Genomic DNA, 17,260 nt, shown 5'->3' with positions numbered 1-17,260 from the left:
ATTAAATTTCACAGAATTAAATTACGTTAATCACAATAATTATAGCTTATCATAGTTGGGTCATAATAAATTTACTTATAATTTACATTAGATTAAAACAACGATGTTACATTATATATGAAAGATATTACGACTTTAGGAGGAGAGGTATGGAGAAGTCAGTTAAACTTGCTGTTGGCATCTATCTAGCAATTATTTTAATTATTTGTAGTATTTACCTCGCATTTATACTTATTGGAAGCTTAAATGGTAAAGACATGAGTAATTCTGTTTTAGATACTGATCACTCTCGTATCAACAATACTTCAAGAAACAGTAACGAAGATGTTACGTCATCAAATAATGAGTCAAACAATACAAAAGCGCACTCATTTGCAAACTCTGAATATAAAGCTATTAACATAAACGAAGCATTTAAAAATAATAAGCAAATTAAAAAAGCGAATTCGAGTTATCAATACTATTGATAACAAGAGTTCGCTTTATTTTTGGGAATACATAATTATAATCTTTCATTAAGTATCCACATCTCATTTGATTATAACTCTTTTGTGACAATGATTTTTTTAAGCTGTTCTAAAAAGCGTTGACGCTCTGGGATAGGGAATAAGGGATAAATATGAAATAAATTGTAACCTGGGATAAACTGATGCTTTATTCCTTTATCATTTAACATGTGAGAGAACTTAACTGCATCAGGATATAATGTTTCTTTGGTTCCTACAGTAAGTGTAATATGTCCTAGGCCTTCTAAATCACCATTCATTGGAGACATCTTATAGTCATCTAGTGGTGCATCACCAGCCCATAACTCTACAAGATATTTACTGCCATCAATTCCAAGCATTGGATCTTCTTTTTCATATTTTCTTGCTTCTGGATTCTTAAATGTCGCATCAAGCACCGGTGAAATAAGAACAATATGGCCAGGTTGACTGAGTTGCTCTTTTTTTAACATTTGTGCAAAAGCTAATGCAATTTGTCCCCCGGCTGAATCTCCAATGATGACCAAGTTTTCAGGTTCATCAATTTTAGTCAATAATCGCTTATATATTTTTGTTAATAATTCAAATGTCGTACGATAATCTCTGTGTGGTATTTTAGGATATACGGGCATAATCACCCTAGCATCGAGCGCATCAACGAGTAAGTCTAAATATTCAAAATGATTTTCCAAAGGATCTTGGAACCATGCGCCTCCATGTACATATAAGACCGTGCGTTGATCTGGAAGACCATGATCATTAACAACATAGACTAAAGAACCATAATAATCTCTTATTTGAACTTTATGCTTAAATTCATATGTTGTTCCATTATATTTACCTGCAGTTTGATATTTAGTCTCATTCAAAGCTTTTTTCGCGTCATCTATACTTTCAAATGTCTTTTTCATTCCTGATATTCTAATCATTTTCTCTTGTAAAAAACTTTTATAACTACGCTTTTCTTTCACTTTTGCGAATAAAACTGTACCAAATAATGTCGAACCTATTATAGTAGCAATCTTTTTAAACATGAATGTGCCAACCTCCTCAATCTATAACCATTTTAAACCATCAGCGTCTAAACATTGAGTAATTGGCTCAATTTATTAAATCTTATTTAATATTAATAAATCCATTACCTAAGACATCACGCACATCATGAATCACTAAAAAGGCATTTTCATCATATTGATTAACAATCTTTTTTATTGCTCCAACTTGATTTTGGGATACCACGGCATATAGAACTTCTGTATCACTTTTTTGGTAAGCACCTTTACCACTTAATAAGGTTGCCCCTCTTCCAGTCATTTCATATATATCAGCACTGATTTCTTTATTATATTTTGAAATAACTGTCACAGCTTTTTTAGGATTAAATCCTTCAACAACAAAAGACATTGATTTTTCAACAATAAATAGCATCACAATAGTATATAATACATTCGTTATAGGTAAAACAACGATAAATGATAACACGATGATTGCATCTAATATAAGTAGTGCTTGTGACGTCTTCATCTCACTATATTTTGAAATGATACGTGCAATGACAGATGTACCACCCAATGTACTATGAGCAGTAATTACTAACCCAGAACCGATTCCCAACATTAAACCTGCAAAAATTGAATTAATAAAATTATCATGAATACCTAATCCGAATGTGTGAGTTAAATCAAGAAAAATTGAACTTGCGGTGATTGTTATAGCAGTGTAAATCGCTGTCGTTCTACTGAGAAATTTCCAACCTACAATAATTAATATTGCGTTAATGATGAAGGAACTGAGTGCGGGTGAAATACCTAGAGTATAATTCAGAATTAATGAAAGGCCTATAGAACCACCCTCACCTAAATTGCCCGGTATAACAAAACTATTTACTGCGATTGCAATAAGTAATGTCCCTATAAGGCATAAAGATATATTAATCATATGGACTTTATTCTGTTGCTTCTTCATTTTGGCCTCCTTCATCTATTGACTGTTTAATTTAAAATATACGAGATTAATCATAACACGAATGAAGATACAGCCCAATGATTAAAAATACAAAAAAATAAATGCCTGTGAAATCTACCGAATTAATTTCCCAGGCATTTTTAAATTTGCTATTTGATTTTCAATTATTATTTTAGAATAGCTTAATCGATGGCATTTTGCATTATATACAATTGTTTTTCAAACGATTGCATATCGATAAAACGTGCTTGTCTATGCATTTCTTTCCCTTTCAAAAAAATTAAATCAACAGGTACTGTAAAAATAGAAAGTTCTCCGGCAATAGCTTCAACATTAGATTGATTAATCACACCTAATTGTGCTTTCGGATAGTCCTTTAGTAAATCTTGAATTTGGGGTAATACTGCATGACATACTGTACAATTATCTCTCATAATATGAACAACAGCTAAAGCGTGTGCATTTATAAATCGGTAAAAATCTTCAATATTTTGTATATTCTCATACATGATATACACCTACTATCTTTCAAAGACTTAACTCAATCATAAATGATTTAAGTGTAAATGAACAATGTATCGCACTTCACTAATTTAAATACTCTATTTAATTTCATAAAAAACTGAACACACTGAGTAAAATGTATTTTTTCACAAAAATTATATATATCCATTCAACAAACGTGGTATAATTATTGTGAAAAATTTCACATAATAAATGGAGGTATTGATATGAAAGCTTATGAATACTTAAAACCTGGTCATGCACAACTTACGGATAAAGAGAAGCCAACTATTACGAGCAGTACTGACGCTATTATTCGCATAGTTAAGACGACAATATGTGGTACAGATCTTCATATCATAAAAGGAGATACACCTGAAGTTAAATCACATACGACACTAGGTCACGAAGGTATTGGAATCATTGAAGAAATTGGTGACAACGTTAACAACTTCAAAGTTGGAGATAAAGTGATTATCTCTTGCATTTCATCATGTGGCAAATGCTACTATTGCAAAAAAGGTATCTATGCACATTGTGAAAACGGAGGAGGATGGATATTAGGACATTTAGTGAATGGTACTCAAGCAGAATATGTTAAAGTTCCTTTTGCAGATAATTCTTTATATCACGCCCCTTCAAATTTAAAAGAAGACGCCCTTGTAATGTTATCAGATATACTTCCAACAGGTTATGAAATTGGTGTTTTAAAAGGTAAAGTTAAACCTGGCTGTACAGTAGCCATTGTAGGTGCTGGTCCTGTAGGTTTAGCAGCATTACTTACAGCACAATTCTATTCACCTTCAAAAATTATTATGATTGATTTAGATGATAATAGATTAGAAACCGCTAAAGAACTAGGTGCTACGCATTTAATTAACTCTAAAGAGACTGAAACCGCAATTAAAAAGGTAAAATCGTTAAATCCACGTGGTGTTGATGTTGCTATTGAAGCTGTCGGAATTCCACAAACCTTTGATTTATGTCAAAATTTAATTGGTGTCGATGGTACGATTGCTAATGTTGGTGTGCATGGGTTACCTGTACAACTTGATATAGATAAATTATGGATTAAAAATATTAACGTAACTACTGGTTTAGTTTCAGGAAATACAACTGAAGAATTACTTGAAGCGTTAAAAAGCAAAATAATACAACCAGAACAACTCGTGACACATTATAGTAAACTGAGTGAAATCGAAAGTGCCTATGATTTATTTAGAAATGCAACAGATCATAAAGCGATTAAATTAATCATAGAGAATGATATCACAATTTAACATATAAAATTGACCTGATTAAAAGATAAATCTACTTTTAATCAGGTCTTTATTGTTATGTTTACTATCTAAAATATAGCCATAAATAACCAACAAATACCGGTAATGTTGAAACAGAATTATTCAACATGTGAACCATCATACTATCTTTGATATTACGTCTTCTGTTATAGGCAAGGTATAATACACAACCCATTAGAAAATAAATTGCATATGAAAATATATTTGTTGATAAATGTTGTGAACTAAAAATAATAGAAGATATAATGAATGGTAGCCAAAATCGATATTTCATAAATAATGTTTCTTTAAAAATTCCTCGGAAGAGTAATTCCTCTAAATACGGACCTATAATACATATCATTAAAACAACAGTTGCAACAATTGAAATATGTGGTAAATGGTCTTTTTGTAAAAGTAAATCTAAACTTTCATTGATTTCTTTCTCATTCGCTGTAGTATCGTTGCCAGTAAATATGACCATTAATACACTACTTAGAATACTAAAAACCATTGATAATACCAGAAAACCAATATTAATAAAGATATCTTTTCCCCTCATTGATTGATATTGTCTTTCATATGTATGACTCAAATAATAATTCCTAACTAACCATATGATTAATAGTGCTGTACCAGTTATTAGCATACTTAATGCGATGGATGTTAACTTACTGAATTTCACTGAAAAAGGTAAAGCTATTAGTGACACGCCAATAGGTATTTGAATTAATAAAATCATTCCGATGAATATCAAAATATTAATTATTTTATTACCTTTAGGTTTTTCGTTAGAAGATTGATTTTGTTTCAAGTCATCCATGATTACCATCTTTCCTTTCTCTTTAAAATGATATGTCCAATATCAACATTGCCTATAATTATCACGCTTGTCAACTTTGTAAAATTCCCCTTATTAAAATGAACGCTAAACTAGGATAGAATTCATTGTCCCCTGTCTTCTCCCCAACCCCAACTTGCTTTGTCCGTGGAATTTCTTCGGAAATTCTCTGTGTTGGACTCATCTCATAAGAATCTGTATATACATAAAGAAAGTCTGGGACATAATATATCCTTGTCCCAGACTTATTTGTTTTAGCCATTAAGTTATTCTTATAGGCTTTATTTAATTGTCATAATCGCTTTACCAGGATCGACTTGTTTTACATCTTCAATTGTTAATGTTTTGTCTTCTTGGTTTGTTATGATTACTGGTGTAATAATACTTGGAGCATGTTCCTTTAAGTATTCTAAATCAATCTTCATTAATGGTTGACCTTGTGTTACTGGTTCATCAGTATTTACCAAACTTTCAAAACCTTCACCATTTAATTTAACTGTATCGATACCAATGTGAATTAACACTTCAACACCACTATCAGACTCCAATCCTATCGCATGTTTTGTAGGGAAAATTGTTTTAACTGTACCATCAAATGGTGCTACAATTTCTCCTGAATCTGGTACAAATCCGATACCATCACCCATCATCTTTTCAGAGAAAACTTTATCAGGTACTTCAGATAACGGTATTATCTCACCATGTCCAGGTGCGTAAATTTCTGTTTCTACAATATCTTCCACATGTACAGGATCATCTGACACTTCTTCATCAATTGTTGTTTCACTTGGTTTTGTAATTTCTCCACTTATTATCTTAGCCATATCATGTTTGATTTGATCAGATTTAGGACCGAAAATAGCTTGCATATTGTTACCGACTTCAAGTACTCCTGAAGCACCTAATGATTTAAGGCCGGCAACATCAACTTTTGATTTTTCATTTACTTCTACTCTTAGTCTAGTAATACAAGCATCTAGATGTTTAATATTTTCTTTACCACCCATTGCTTTCAAAACATCGAATGGCAGTTGACTAGCCGATGTAGTTGTTACAGATGATTTTTTATCTTCACGACCTGGTGTTTTATAGTTAAATTTAACAATAAGGAATCTAAATACAAAGTAGTAAATCACTGCATAAATAATACCTACTGGGATGACAAGCCACCATGCTGTTTTATTAGGTAGAATACCTAATAAAACATAATCTATAAATCCTCCAGAGAAAGTATATCCTAAATGTACATTTAACAAGTATAGTGTCAAGAATGATAAACCATCTAATACTGCATGAATTACGAATAAGAATGGTGCTACAAATAAGAATGAGAATTCTAATGGTTCAGTAATACCAGTTAAAAATGATGTTAATGCAGCAGAAATCATTAAACCTGCAACTACTTTCTTATTCTCAGGTTTTGCTGTTTGATAAATAGCCAATGCTGCAGCTGGTAATCCAAACATCATGACTGGGAATTCCCCTTGCATGAATTTACCAGAAGTTAAATGAGCACCTTCACGGATTTGTTCAATAAAAATACGTTGGTCGCCTCTAATTATCTCTCCAGCAGCATTTTTCCAAGAACCAAATTCAAACCAGAATGGTGCATGGAAAATGTGATGTAAACCAAATGGTATTAATAATCGCTTAATAAATCCAAATAAAAATACAGCTAAACCTGTATTTGAATCTAATAACCCCTCACTAAATGCATTTAAACCGTTTTGAATCGTTGGCCAAATAATTGCCATCGGAAAGGCTAAAATGAAAGATGTTGTTGCCATCATAATTGGTACAAAACGTTTACCTGCAAAGAATCCTAAATATGATGGTAAGGTAATATTATAGAATTTGTTATAACACCAGGCTGCTAGTGCACCAATAATAATACCTCCGAACACACCTGTTTGAAGTGTAGGAATCCCTAATACATTTGCATATCCATTAGTTGGATCAGATAATTTATCTGGAGTTACATGCAAGAAAGCCCCCATTGTTTTATTTAAAATGATAAAACCAACAAATGCAGCAATAGCAGCTACACCATCTCCACCTGCAAGACCAATTGCTACACCTAAAGCAAAGATAATAGGTAGATTATCAAATATAATACCACCAGCACCTGTAAGCATATTAGCGATTTGTTGAACAATATCATTTTTTATAAATGGAAGATAATGTTGTAACGCTTCGCCTTGAAACGCAGTCCCAATTGCTAATAGCAACCCTGCAGCCGGTAAAATCGCAACTGGTAACATTAAAGCTTTACCGATACGTTGCATTTGACCAAATAGCTTTTTAAACATAATCAATTCATTCCTCTCTATCTTCTTATTTACGTGCCACAAAAAAAGCATGAACAAATAAGACTATCAATTTCATATCACGAAAGATAGACACTCTTATTTGCTCATGCCTGCATAACCAGTAACACGCAATGATTTTATTTACATCTAGTATACACATTCAATAAAGCGTTTACAATACTTTTTGAAAATTTTACATAAAAAAACTCGACTACTTAGAGTCGAGTTTCTAAAAATGTATTATTATAAGAAACGTTTAGCTGCTACAGAGATTGGTGGGATTTGATCAAAGTCTAAGTTTTTATCTTCAGTAATTGATCTATAAGCCCATTTACTGTAACCAAATGCTTCTTCGTTTACAATTTTACCTGGTAATGGTGCAGCATTAGGATCAACATGAACATCAACGATTGTTGGAACATCTTGAGCCATTGCCTCTTCAACGATGTCGTCAAGACGACTTACATCTCTCACAACATAGCCTTTACCACCAGCAGCTTCAGCAAATTTAGCATGATCCATATCAGAGAAATCAATGGCATACTCTAATTCACCAGCAGCTTGTTGTTCATATTTAATGAATGACAATTGTTTGTTATTTAATACGAAGATTGTCATTGGTAAGTTATATTGAACAGCTGTAGCAAAGTCTTGCATTACCATTTGGAACGCACCGTCACCTGTGATAGCTACTGCTTGACGGTTTGGATAAGCAATTTTAGCTGCCATCGCACCTGGTAAACCACAGCCCATAGTACCTAACCAACTAGAAATAATGAATTTATTATTTACAGATAAGTTTAAGTAACGCGTAGACCATACTGTAGAAGTACCAACATCTGCTGAGATAATTGCATCATCTTTTAAGTTAGCATTGATTGCTTTCATTAAACGTTCTGGACGTAATGGTGAATTGTCATTATTCAAATCTTGTTTCATCCATTTATCCCAAACTGCTTTACGTTCTAATGTCTTATCTAAGAATGGACGTTTTGCAACATGCTTAATGTTTTCAGTTAGTTGATGGAAAGCAACTTTACTATCACCTAAAATACCTACATTAATTTTAAAGCGTGCACCAATATTTTCTTCGTTCGTATCGATTTGAATAGCTTTAATGTTTTTCTTAGGTAAATAGTTAACATACGGATAGTTCGTACCAGCCATAATTAATAAGTCTGCATCTTGAATTGTTTGATAAGATGTTTTAGTACCAATTTTACCTAAGTTACCAATACTATAAGGATGATCGTCAGGTAAGATTGTTTTTGCAGGTAATGTGTGAATAACTGGAATTTTTGCAGCTTCAATAAATTCACGTAATTCATCTTTAGCGTGTTGTGTACCTAAACCAATAAGCATTACTGGTTTTTTAGCTTTATCAATTAATTTAGCTGCTTTTTTAATACTTTTGAATTTTGGTGAAGCTGGTTTTGGTTTAGTTGTATCAACTGCACGATTTGTAGTGTCTTTAATTTTTTGAGTTAATAAGTCATTTGGACAAATGATAACAGAGACACCTTTTTTCTCGTATGCCGTACGAATTGCTTCATTTGTAATTTCAAATACGTTATCACCTTTTTGAATTTGGTGGTGATATACAGCAACATCATCAACCATTTTAGAAATGTTTGTCTCTTGGAAGAATTTTGTACCTAATAATGTACTATTTGTTTGTCCAGCAATAATAAGTTGAGGTACATTATCCATTTTAGCATCGTACATACCATTTAATAAGTGTACAATACCAGGTCCTCCGATACTTAAAGCTACACCAATTTTCCCTGTCATTTTTGTGTAACTTGCAGCAGCTAAACTCGCTACCTCTTCATGACGTACGTGATAGAATTTAAATTGATCTCTGACCGTACGTAAGCTATCAACAACAGCATCTACTGAGTCGCCAGGAATACCATATAAATGATCAATATTCCAGGTTTGTAATGCCTTAACTAATGCTTCATTTGCTTTAATTTGTGCCATTTTTACAAATAGCCTCCCTTTCTATTAATATGAGTAAATCTTTTTCCCTTTAGTAAAACAATAAAATCAGTACTGGTATGAGAACAGAACTAATGACTGCTGTTAAAATCATACCAATTGAACTGAACGCTCCTGATTCAATATCAAGCTCTAATGCTTTTGCGGTACCAAATGCGTGAGAAGCATTCCCATAAGTTAGTCCTCGCGCAATGGAAGATTTAAAACCTCCCATACGTAAAAGCATTGAACCTAAAATACTGCCGATTAAACCTGTAGTTATGATAAAGAGCACAGTAATTGTATCTGTTCCTCCCAATTCTTGAGAAACCTCTATACCTACTGCTGCTGTAATTGATCTAGGTAACAGGGTAACAATTGTGTCTTTAGAATAACCAAAGATTTTCAACGTTGTAAATACTAACACAAAATTGAGAACTACACCAGTCAACACGCTTGTGAAAATAATTGTTAAATATTTTTTTATTTTCTTTTTATTTTGATAAAGTGGGTATGCAAGACATACAACTGTAGCGTTTAAAACATGGTTAATCCAGGTACCACCTTTCATATACCCCTTATAGCTTACTCCGCAAACCAATAAAACAATAATTATTGCAATTGATGCAATAAGAGCTGGATTTAATAGTGGATTATTGTATTTATCTTGAATCTTTTTGGAAACATAGTACAGAACAATAGTTAACAAAATCATTAGAACTGCTTGTAAGTATTCATTCATGAGTGATCAGTTCCTTTACGTGTATTGCTTTTTTCTAGCATTTTTTCAGCGATATAACCTGATGATAGTGCTACAAGGCATGTACCAATTATAATAACAATAAAGAATAATATATAATTCATCGTGATATTAGATGCAACATCCATAATTCCTACCACTGATGGGATAAAGAAGAAAACCATTGTTTTAAGTAAAAAGTCTGCTCCTACATTAATCCATGATTCAGGTACAATTTTAAATTGTAACAATAGGAAAAAAAGCATAAGCCCTACGATACTACCTGCTAGAGGTATATGAAGTAATTTTTGAACTTCTGTGCCTATAAAAGTAATAAGCATGATAAGGGCAAGTTGAAGTATTAACTTAATGACAAATTTTGCTTTTTCCATCAACAACACCCCTTTCTAAAAATGTGTCCAAATTGTTACTGTATTTTTTTAGTGACATTTTCTATTATAGTGTTTGCTATTATATATTAAAAATATTTATTCATGATATTTTATATTCCTTAAATCTATGAAAACGCTAGCAAATTAATAGTGCTGAGAACTAATTGATAGTAAAAAAACGTAGGGCAGAATTAATTTATAATTCAAAACCCTACGTTTTCGTTGTAATATGACTTTGTAAAAACATATTATTTCACATCTTTAACAACTTCGCTCTTTTATTAAATGCATTGTTTGTTATTATATTTATATTATTCTTCGGATAATCTTTCTTTCAAAAATTCTATCCATTTATTTGTAGCATGACTTAAACGTTTATCTTTTTTCCAAACGACACCAAGCTCCCAAGTTGTATGTGCATTTTCCAAATGTACAATTTTGACGTCATCATTAAGTAATTGTGCTATAGTGGCTGGCAATATGGAAATACCTAATTGATTAATGACAAGATTTTCAATCACATTCCATTGTGAGATTTGTGAGGCCATGTTCGGCACGAATCCAGCATTCTTCGCATTTTCAATAATTTTATCGTTGAGATAGAAATCTTCATTAAATAAAATGAAGTTCTCATCAGCTAATTCTTCCATTTTAATAGAAGATTTTTGTGCTAAAGGATGTTCTTTATTTAAAACTACAGTCAGTTCTTCTTTGTTTAAAGATATACATTCAAATTTTTGATGATCTACTGGCAATGTTGTCACACCAATATCCACTTCATCATTAAGTATAAGGTTTTCAGTCGTCTTACCACCACTTTCGATTAAGTTGTACGTAATATTCGGATAAAGTTGATGAAAGTCTCCTAATACGCCAATAAATTTACGCATGCTCATCACTGCAGACATACTAATAGTGATATGACCTGTTTCTAAACCATACAAACTATTAATTTCAGTGGGCAAATTATCATATAGTGCGATGATTTCTTGACATTTCTTGAAAAAAATTTTACCTGCATCAGTAAGTACTAAACTTCTTTTACTCCGGTCAAATAAAGGGACAGCCATCTCTGCTTCAATATCCTTAATTGCTTTACTGATAGTTGGTTGCGCAATATACAAGGATTTTGAAGCGTTTGTCATACCACCTTGTTTGACAACTTCAACAAAGTATTTCATGTGTTTTATATCCATGCATATCCCCCTAGTTTTGATATAATTCAATAGTAAGTTTAATTATACAACAAAATTGACCTTTCTAGCGATTAATATATTTAAAAACTATAATTCAAAACATTTTATTTAGTTTTTCAAGTATTTTAAAAAACGAAAATATGTTAAAATAAAAGTCGGCTCATAAAATATATTATGAGGTGAGATATTGAGCTTTTACGAATTTATGCAAAATTTCCTAGGTGATGACACGCCATTAGGTGAATTGGTTGATTGGATTAATCAAGATATCAATTTCCCTAAAGACGTGACGAGCCAAAAAGAAATCTTGACATATTTTCGAAATCATCCATGTCCGGAAAACATACCAGTGACGAGTATCAAACGGGCACTAGCTGTTTTCAACCAATTCACTAAAGTATAAATTGATGTTATGACATGACTTTAACATTTACGCATACTTATATACATGGAGTTAATCATCTCGTACCTGAGTGAGATTACATTTTATTTGAATGTAGTCTCACTCTTTTTTTACTCAAACGATTATTACGATAAAAATATGTATATTTCATTAATGTTACATTTACTTTGATAATTCATTTCTTATATTGTATAGCGCATTTTTAAATACTATTATTATTACTGTCATTAAATAAATACATTTTTTGGGAGAAAGAAATGAAATTCAAAAAATTATTATCTCGTATTATTATCGCTACAATGATTACATTTACTGGAACACTCTCATATCAAGCTATTGAACAAACGCATATTTCCCATGCTGCACATAATTATTATGGTAAAAAACAATGCACTTGGTGGGCATTTAAACGTCGTGCTCAATTAGGTAAACCTGTATCAAATCGATGGGGTAATGCTAAGAATTGGTATAGCAATGCACGTCGATCTGGTTATGCAACTGGACATAAGCCTCGCAAATACGCTGTTATGCAATCAACAAGAGGCTATTATGGGCACGTAGCAGTGGTTGAAAAAGTATATAAGAACGGAAAAATCAAAATTTCTGAATATAATTATAATGTGCCATTAGGCTACGGCACACGCATTATTAGTAAATCGTCTGCACGAAACTATAATTATATTTATTAATCAAATCGAATCAAACAAACCGTCAAATAAGTATATCCTTAAAGCTATATATCAAGGTATACCCGTTTGACGGCTTTTTAATTATGATTCTCTTATATTCATCAAGATTTCTTGAGCTTTAGCAGTATTTGCTTGTGATTCATATTTGAGCGCTTCAGCTACTTGCGCAATTTCTTCGCCTTTTGCACCTACAACAATCGCTAATGATTTATATTGTAAACTCATATGTCCTTGTTGTATCCCCTCAGACACTAGCGCTCTACATGCGGAGAAATTTTGTGCCAATCCAACAGCAGCAACAACTTGCCCTAGTTCCTGTGCATTTTCAACATTGAGCAAATCTAATGAGGCTTTAGCAATAGGTAAAACTTTCGTACCTCCACCTACTGTAGCTAAAGTCATAGGAACTTCAATAGTTCCAACCAATTTATTACGTGAGCGATCATATTTCCAAGTAGCTATCCCTCTATAATGACCATCTTTGCTTGCATATGCATGAGCACTTGCCTCAACTCCTCTTGTATCATTGCCTGTAGCCAATACTACAGCATGTATACCATTCATCACACCTTTGTTATGTGTTGCAGCACGATGTATATCTAGTTGTGCAAGAACCGACGCTCGTTCCATACGTTGCGCTACTACTTCGCCACTTCTCTCTCCTCTATGTAAATCTTCAATATCTATTTCTCCTTGTACTTTTACTACTGATGCTGTCGCATGATTAGATAAAATACTCATTAAAACATTTTGATTTGAAAATTTAACTTTAAGATGTGCAGTGATTGCTTCTAATATCGTATTTAACATATTGGCACCCATAGCATCTTTAGTATCAACAAAAACCTTTAAAGATAATAATTGTTGATCAGGAAATGTATCTATTTCAATACGTTGATATCCTCCACCTCTTGCTTTAATAGAAGGGTAAGCCTCATCAGCAATTTGATGAATTTGTGATTCAATTTGATATATTGAGTTAGCTAATGAACCTGTGTCATCTACATCATCAAAGACAATTTGTCCAATCATTAGACGTTCACTTGAAATCGTCTTAAATCCTCCACTTTGATTAACGAGTTTTGCGCCATAACTTGCTGCTGCTACGACAGAAGGTTCCTCTACCATCATAGGTACTACATATTCTTTACCATCAACTATAATTTGAGGTAATAATCCTACTGGTAGTGCACCTTGACCAATGACATTTTCAATTAAACTGTTAGCGACTTCCTCATTAATTAACGGATAATTAAGTAATATTTCATAGTTTTCATCCTCTAGCCAACCATATTCAACAAGTTCTTTTAATTTATCTTCTCGTGTTAAATGTCTAAATCCTTTATCTAAACTTTTCATTCATATACTCCTTTAAAATATCTTTATATCACTGTAGTGATGTAATCATTTATACTTCGCTTTAAATATTAACTGCCAACATTGTCTTGCACAAAAATAATCCTAAACTTTTTACAATCGTTGTAAAGCGCTTACAAATTTATTATATATTCCCAGTCATGTCTGTTATATTTCATTGTATAAAAAGAATTTTCTTTGGTATGATACTAGTGCTACTTCTAAAAAAAGAAAGGATGTCACACTTTATGAATATAGGTATAGATAAAATAAGTTTTTATGTACCCAAATATTATGTAGACATGGCTAAACTTGCAGAAGCGCGCCAAGTCGATCCAAATAAATTTTTAATCGGAATCGGTCAAACTGAAATGGCTGTGAGCCCAGTGAACCAAGATATCGTATCTATGGGAGCCAATGCTGCTAAAGATATTATAACAGAAGAAGATAAAAAGAATATTGGTATGGTTGTAGTAGCAACTGAGTCTGCGATTGATAACGCCAAAGCAGCAGCCGTTCAAATTCACCATCTTTTAGGTATTCAACCCTTTGCAAGATGCTTTGAAATGAAAGAGGCTTGTTATGCAGCAACACCTGCAATCCAACTTGCCAAAGATTACCTTGCTCAACGCCCTAACGAAAAGGTTCTTGTCATAGCTAGTGACACAGCTCGTTATGGTATTCATTCTGGTGGTGAGCCTACTCAAGGTGCCGGTGCAGTTGCAATGATGATTTCACATAACCCAAGTATTTTAAAACTTAATGATGATGCCGTAGCATATACTGAAGACGTTTATGATTTCTGGCGTCCAACGGGTCATCAATATCCCTTAGTTGCTGGTGCATTGTCGAAAGATGCCTATATCAAGTCATTCCAAGAAAGTTGGAATGAATATGCACGCCGCCATAATAAAACACTCGCTGATTTCGCTTCACTATGTTTCCATGTACCATTCACCAAAATGGGACAAAAAGCTTTAGATTCTATTATTAATCATGCCGATGAAACTACACAAGAACGTCTTAACTCTAGTTACCAAGATGCAGTTGATTATAATCGTTATGTCGGTAATATTTACACAGGGTCCTTATATTTAAGTCTCATCTCTTTATTAGAAACACGTGATTTAAAAGGCGGAGAAACGATTGGTCTCTTTAGTTATGGTTCTGGTTCTGTAGGCGAGTTCTTTAGTGGAACATTAGTAGATGGGTTCAAGGAACAATTAGATGTTGAGCGCCACAAATCTTTATTAAATAATAGAATAGAGGTTTCTGTTGATGAATATGAACATTTCTTTGAGCGCTTCGATCACTTAGAATTGAATCATGAACTTGAAAAATCAAATGAAGATCGTGACATTTTCTATTTAAAATCTATTGATAACAATATTCGCGAATACCATATAGCAGAATAATCTAAACTCAATTCTTTTGCTCTTTTAATTTTTTAAAATGAAATAATCAAACTTGCTGTTCATACTTACCCCTAAAAACAATGTCATATAGCTGTTTTTAGGGGCTTTTTTAATCTCACGATAATACATTTCATCTATTATAGACCTCTACTATTTATATACTCTTTATCTACTATTCATAGATAAAAAACGAACCCTATCCATAGATCAACATTAACAAATAACTAAAGCAATTTTATACAATGACGTATCTCAAGGTTTCGTTGTTTTTTTTAGGTCTATATAAATGTGTCATATCTATTTCTTCCAATTTTAATAATTTTATTTTGTTATCTAAAGTACCTCCATATCCTGTTAAATTTCCATCCTTACCAACCACTCGATGACATGGTATAAGTATAGAAATAGGATTACTCCCAACAGCACCTCCTACAGCCTGAGCAGACATTGCTGGTTTATTCATTGCTCGACCTACTGTTTTAGCAATCTCTCCATATGTTTTAAGTTCTCTATAACGAATTGTCTGAAGTTCATTCCATACCTTCTGTTGAAAATCAGTGCCTTTTGGTGCTAACGGTACTTTTATCTCAGGATAATTCCCTTTAAAATACTCTCTTAACCACGCTTTAGTATCTTTAAAAATATCTAAAGTATCCTTTGTTTTAATTCCTTTCAAATGTTGATTGGGATATAAGACATGTGACAACGAGATGCCATCGTTTGTAATTAATTGCAATAAGCCGACGGGCGAGTCATACATTGACTGATACATATTTCACCAACTCCTTAAGTGTGTATATCATTCTAGTCATATCCTTATAAACTAACGCATTCTATCCTGAACATCATTTTATAATATAGATAATTGCTATATTTATGAAATTGGATAAACACTTGAATAAAATATGATACACCAACAACGATAACTAAAAATGAAAAAATGTCGTTATCTTTATATTAAGTCAATCATTGACAGGCTATACTTTAAGAAAGTCTGGAACTTTATTTTACGTCCCAGACTCGTCAAGATTTAGAATTTAAAGTCCAACTCAACCTTTTGATTAGATGTCATTGTATTTATTAAAAATTATAAAGTTCATACCCCTTATTTTTTGCATATTCTAATGCTAGAATTTCTAAAACATTAATGAACGCAGGTTCGTCTTTTACTTTTATATATTGGAAAGTGAAGCCGTAATTATCTGCAGTAATGTCTTTTAAATGATTTTGATTTAAGTCTTTATTTTGAGCATAAGCTTTTCTAAATTTAGTCGTACCTGTTTCTGAATGTGAATTGTATTGTCCTAATTTTGTATACAAATCACTATTAATAGGTTGATGTGTGGATGAGTATCCTCCAGTTTGACCTACAAACACTGGTTTTTCCTCATCGAAAATCACATAGACACCAAACTTATCCTTAACTTTTTCTCTATCCTCTGGTGTAAACGCCAATGCCTTTTTATGATCATACTTAAATAATTTTTTTAGTTTCTTATGATTATCTTCTAGTAATTCATTTAATTTTTTGCTACCCTTCATACATTTATTCCTCCCAATTAGTAATTGACTTATATACATACATTTTACATGTAGTATATCACTTTTTAAAACTTTTAATCATTATTGTACCGAGCTAACATGTCAAAATTTTATCAATACAAATAACCCCTTTCATTCGTAAATACATTTCCGAATGAAAGAGG

At 32.3% G+C, this 17,260-nt stretch carries 18 protein-coding genes; 5 read left to right on the top strand and 13 right to left on the bottom strand.

Going from position 1 to position 17,260, the window contains the following annotated elements; all coding sequences use genetic code 11:
• Positions 1-149: 149 nt before the first annotated feature.
• Positions 150-467 (top strand): hypothetical protein, encoded by a 318-nt coding sequence (locus NST35_RS01935; protein ID WP_001832368.1) that lies wholly within the window; start codon positions 150-152, stop codon positions 465-467.
• A gap of 71 nt (positions 468-538) precedes the next feature.
• Here NST35_RS01935 and NST35_RS01930 read toward each other — a convergent pair whose 3' ends face one another.
• The 3 genes from NST35_RS01930 to NST35_RS01920 form a co-directional block, all read right to left on the bottom strand.
• On the bottom strand, positions 539-1,519 hold the full coding sequence (locus tag NST35_RS01930; RefSeq protein ID WP_002469072.1) for an alpha/beta hydrolase fold domain-containing protein: 981 nt from the start codon (positions 1,517-1,519) through the stop codon (positions 539-541).
• Between the two features lie 82 nt (positions 1,520-1,601).
• A complete protein-coding gene (locus NST35_RS01925) occupies positions 1,602-2,450 on the bottom strand; it encodes a YitT family protein (protein WP_001832362.1) in 849 nt (282 codons plus the stop codon).
• Positions 2,451-2,632: 182 nt separating this feature from the next.
• Positions 2,633-2,959, bottom strand: coding sequence for a thioredoxin family protein (locus NST35_RS01920; protein ID WP_002469040.1), 327 nt, complete (start codon positions 2,957-2,959; stop codon positions 2,633-2,635).
• 222 nt (positions 2,960-3,181) lie between these two features.
• Here NST35_RS01920 and NST35_RS01915 point away from each other — a divergent pair, with 222 nt between their 5' ends.
• Complete coding sequence (locus tag NST35_RS01915) at positions 3,182-4,234, top strand: zinc-dependent alcohol dehydrogenase family protein (protein ID WP_001832329.1); 1,053 nt, start codon at positions 3,182-3,184, stop codon at positions 4,232-4,234.
• Between the two features lie 64 nt (positions 4,235-4,298).
• Here the strand turns inward: NST35_RS01915 and NST35_RS01910 are convergent, their stop codons facing one another.
• The 7 genes from NST35_RS01910 to cidR form a co-directional block, all read right to left on the bottom strand.
• Positions 4,299-5,066 carry a CPBP family intramembrane glutamic endopeptidase gene (locus NST35_RS01910; RefSeq protein ID WP_001832343.1) on the bottom strand — a complete coding sequence of 256 codons (768 nt, stop codon included), beginning with the start codon at positions 5,064-5,066 and terminating at the stop codon, positions 4,299-4,301.
• Positions 5,067-5,127: 61 nt separating this feature from the next.
• A complete protein-coding gene (locus NST35_RS01905; RefSeq protein ID WP_044555367.1) occupies positions 5,128-5,337 on the bottom strand; it encodes a hypothetical protein in 210 nt (69 codons plus the stop codon).
• A gap of 19 nt (positions 5,338-5,356) precedes the next feature.
• Positions 5,357-7,384 (bottom strand): glucose-specific PTS transporter subunit IIBC, encoded by a 2,028-nt coding sequence (gene ptsG / locus NST35_RS01900; protein ID WP_001832339.1) that lies wholly within the window; start codon positions 7,382-7,384, stop codon positions 5,357-5,359.
• Positions 7,385-7,627: 243 nt separating this feature from the next.
• Positions 7,628-9,367 carry a pyruvate oxidase gene (locus tag NST35_RS01895; RefSeq protein WP_001832342.1) on the bottom strand — a complete coding sequence of 580 codons (1,740 nt, stop codon included), beginning with the start codon at positions 9,365-9,367 and terminating at the stop codon, positions 7,628-7,630.
• A gap of 49 nt (positions 9,368-9,416) precedes the next feature.
• Complete coding sequence (locus NST35_RS01890; RefSeq protein WP_001832367.1) at positions 9,417-10,106, bottom strand: LrgB family protein; 690 nt, start codon at positions 10,104-10,106, stop codon at positions 9,417-9,419.
• Complete coding sequence (locus NST35_RS01885) at positions 10,103-10,495, bottom strand: CidA/LrgA family protein (RefSeq protein WP_001832353.1); 393 nt, start codon at positions 10,493-10,495, stop codon at positions 10,103-10,105. Before NST35_RS01885 ends, NST35_RS01890 begins: the two co-directional genes overlap by 4 nt.
• Positions 10,496-10,806: 311 nt before the next feature.
• On the bottom strand, positions 10,807-11,691 hold the full coding sequence (gene cidR / locus NST35_RS01880; protein ID WP_001832366.1) for a cidABC operon transcriptional activator CidR: 885 nt from the start codon (positions 11,689-11,691) through the stop codon (positions 10,807-10,809).
• A 187-nt stretch (positions 11,692-11,878) separates the two neighbouring features.
• On the opposite strand from cidR, the gene NST35_RS01875 reads away from it, so the two are divergent.
• Entirely contained in the window at positions 11,879-12,094 is a 216-nt protein-coding gene (locus NST35_RS01875) for a sterile alpha motif-like domain-containing protein (RefSeq protein ID WP_001832364.1), read from the top strand.
• Between the two features lie 257 nt (positions 12,095-12,351).
• Positions 12,352-12,783 carry a CHAP domain-containing protein gene (locus tag NST35_RS01870; RefSeq protein ID WP_002438102.1) on the top strand — a complete coding sequence of 144 codons (432 nt, stop codon included), beginning with the start codon at positions 12,352-12,354 and terminating at the stop codon, positions 12,781-12,783.
• 81 nt (positions 12,784-12,864) lie between these two features.
• On the opposite strand, the gene NST35_RS01865 is transcribed toward NST35_RS01870, so the two are convergent.
• Entirely contained in the window at positions 12,865-14,142 is a 1,278-nt protein-coding gene (locus NST35_RS01865) for a hydroxymethylglutaryl-CoA reductase, degradative (RefSeq protein ID WP_002458228.1), read from the bottom strand.
• A gap of 245 nt (positions 14,143-14,387) precedes the next feature.
• Here NST35_RS01865 and NST35_RS01860 point away from each other — a divergent pair, with 245 nt between their 5' ends.
• Positions 14,388-15,554 carry a hydroxymethylglutaryl-CoA synthase gene (locus tag NST35_RS01860; protein WP_002458229.1) on the top strand — a complete coding sequence of 389 codons (1,167 nt, stop codon included), beginning with the start codon at positions 14,388-14,390 and terminating at the stop codon, positions 15,552-15,554.
• A gap of 235 nt (positions 15,555-15,789) precedes the next feature.
• Here the strand turns inward: NST35_RS01860 and NST35_RS01855 are convergent, their stop codons facing one another.
• Together NST35_RS01855 and NST35_RS01850 are read right to left on the bottom strand one after the other, a co-directional pair.
• The gene (locus NST35_RS01855; protein ID WP_340747239.1) at positions 15,790-16,326 is read right to left on the bottom strand and encodes a methylated-DNA--[protein]-cysteine S-methyltransferase; all 537 of its coding nucleotides are present in this window, start codon (positions 16,324-16,326) and stop codon (positions 15,790-15,792) included.
• Between the two features lie 308 nt (positions 16,327-16,634).
• Positions 16,635-17,096, bottom strand: a complete 462-nt coding sequence (locus NST35_RS01850) for a hypothetical protein (protein WP_002458231.1) — start codon at positions 17,094-17,096, stop codon at positions 16,635-16,637.
• Positions 17,097-17,260: the final 164 nt, after the last annotated feature.

Source organism: Staphylococcus sp. FSL W8-0304, assembly GCF_038006565.1.
Lineage (GTDB): Bacteria > Bacillota > Bacilli > Staphylococcales > Staphylococcaceae > Staphylococcus > Staphylococcus epidermidis.
The sequence above is the reverse complement of the archived record's forward strand: the minus strand, read 5'-3'. Positions and strand labels throughout refer to the sequence as shown.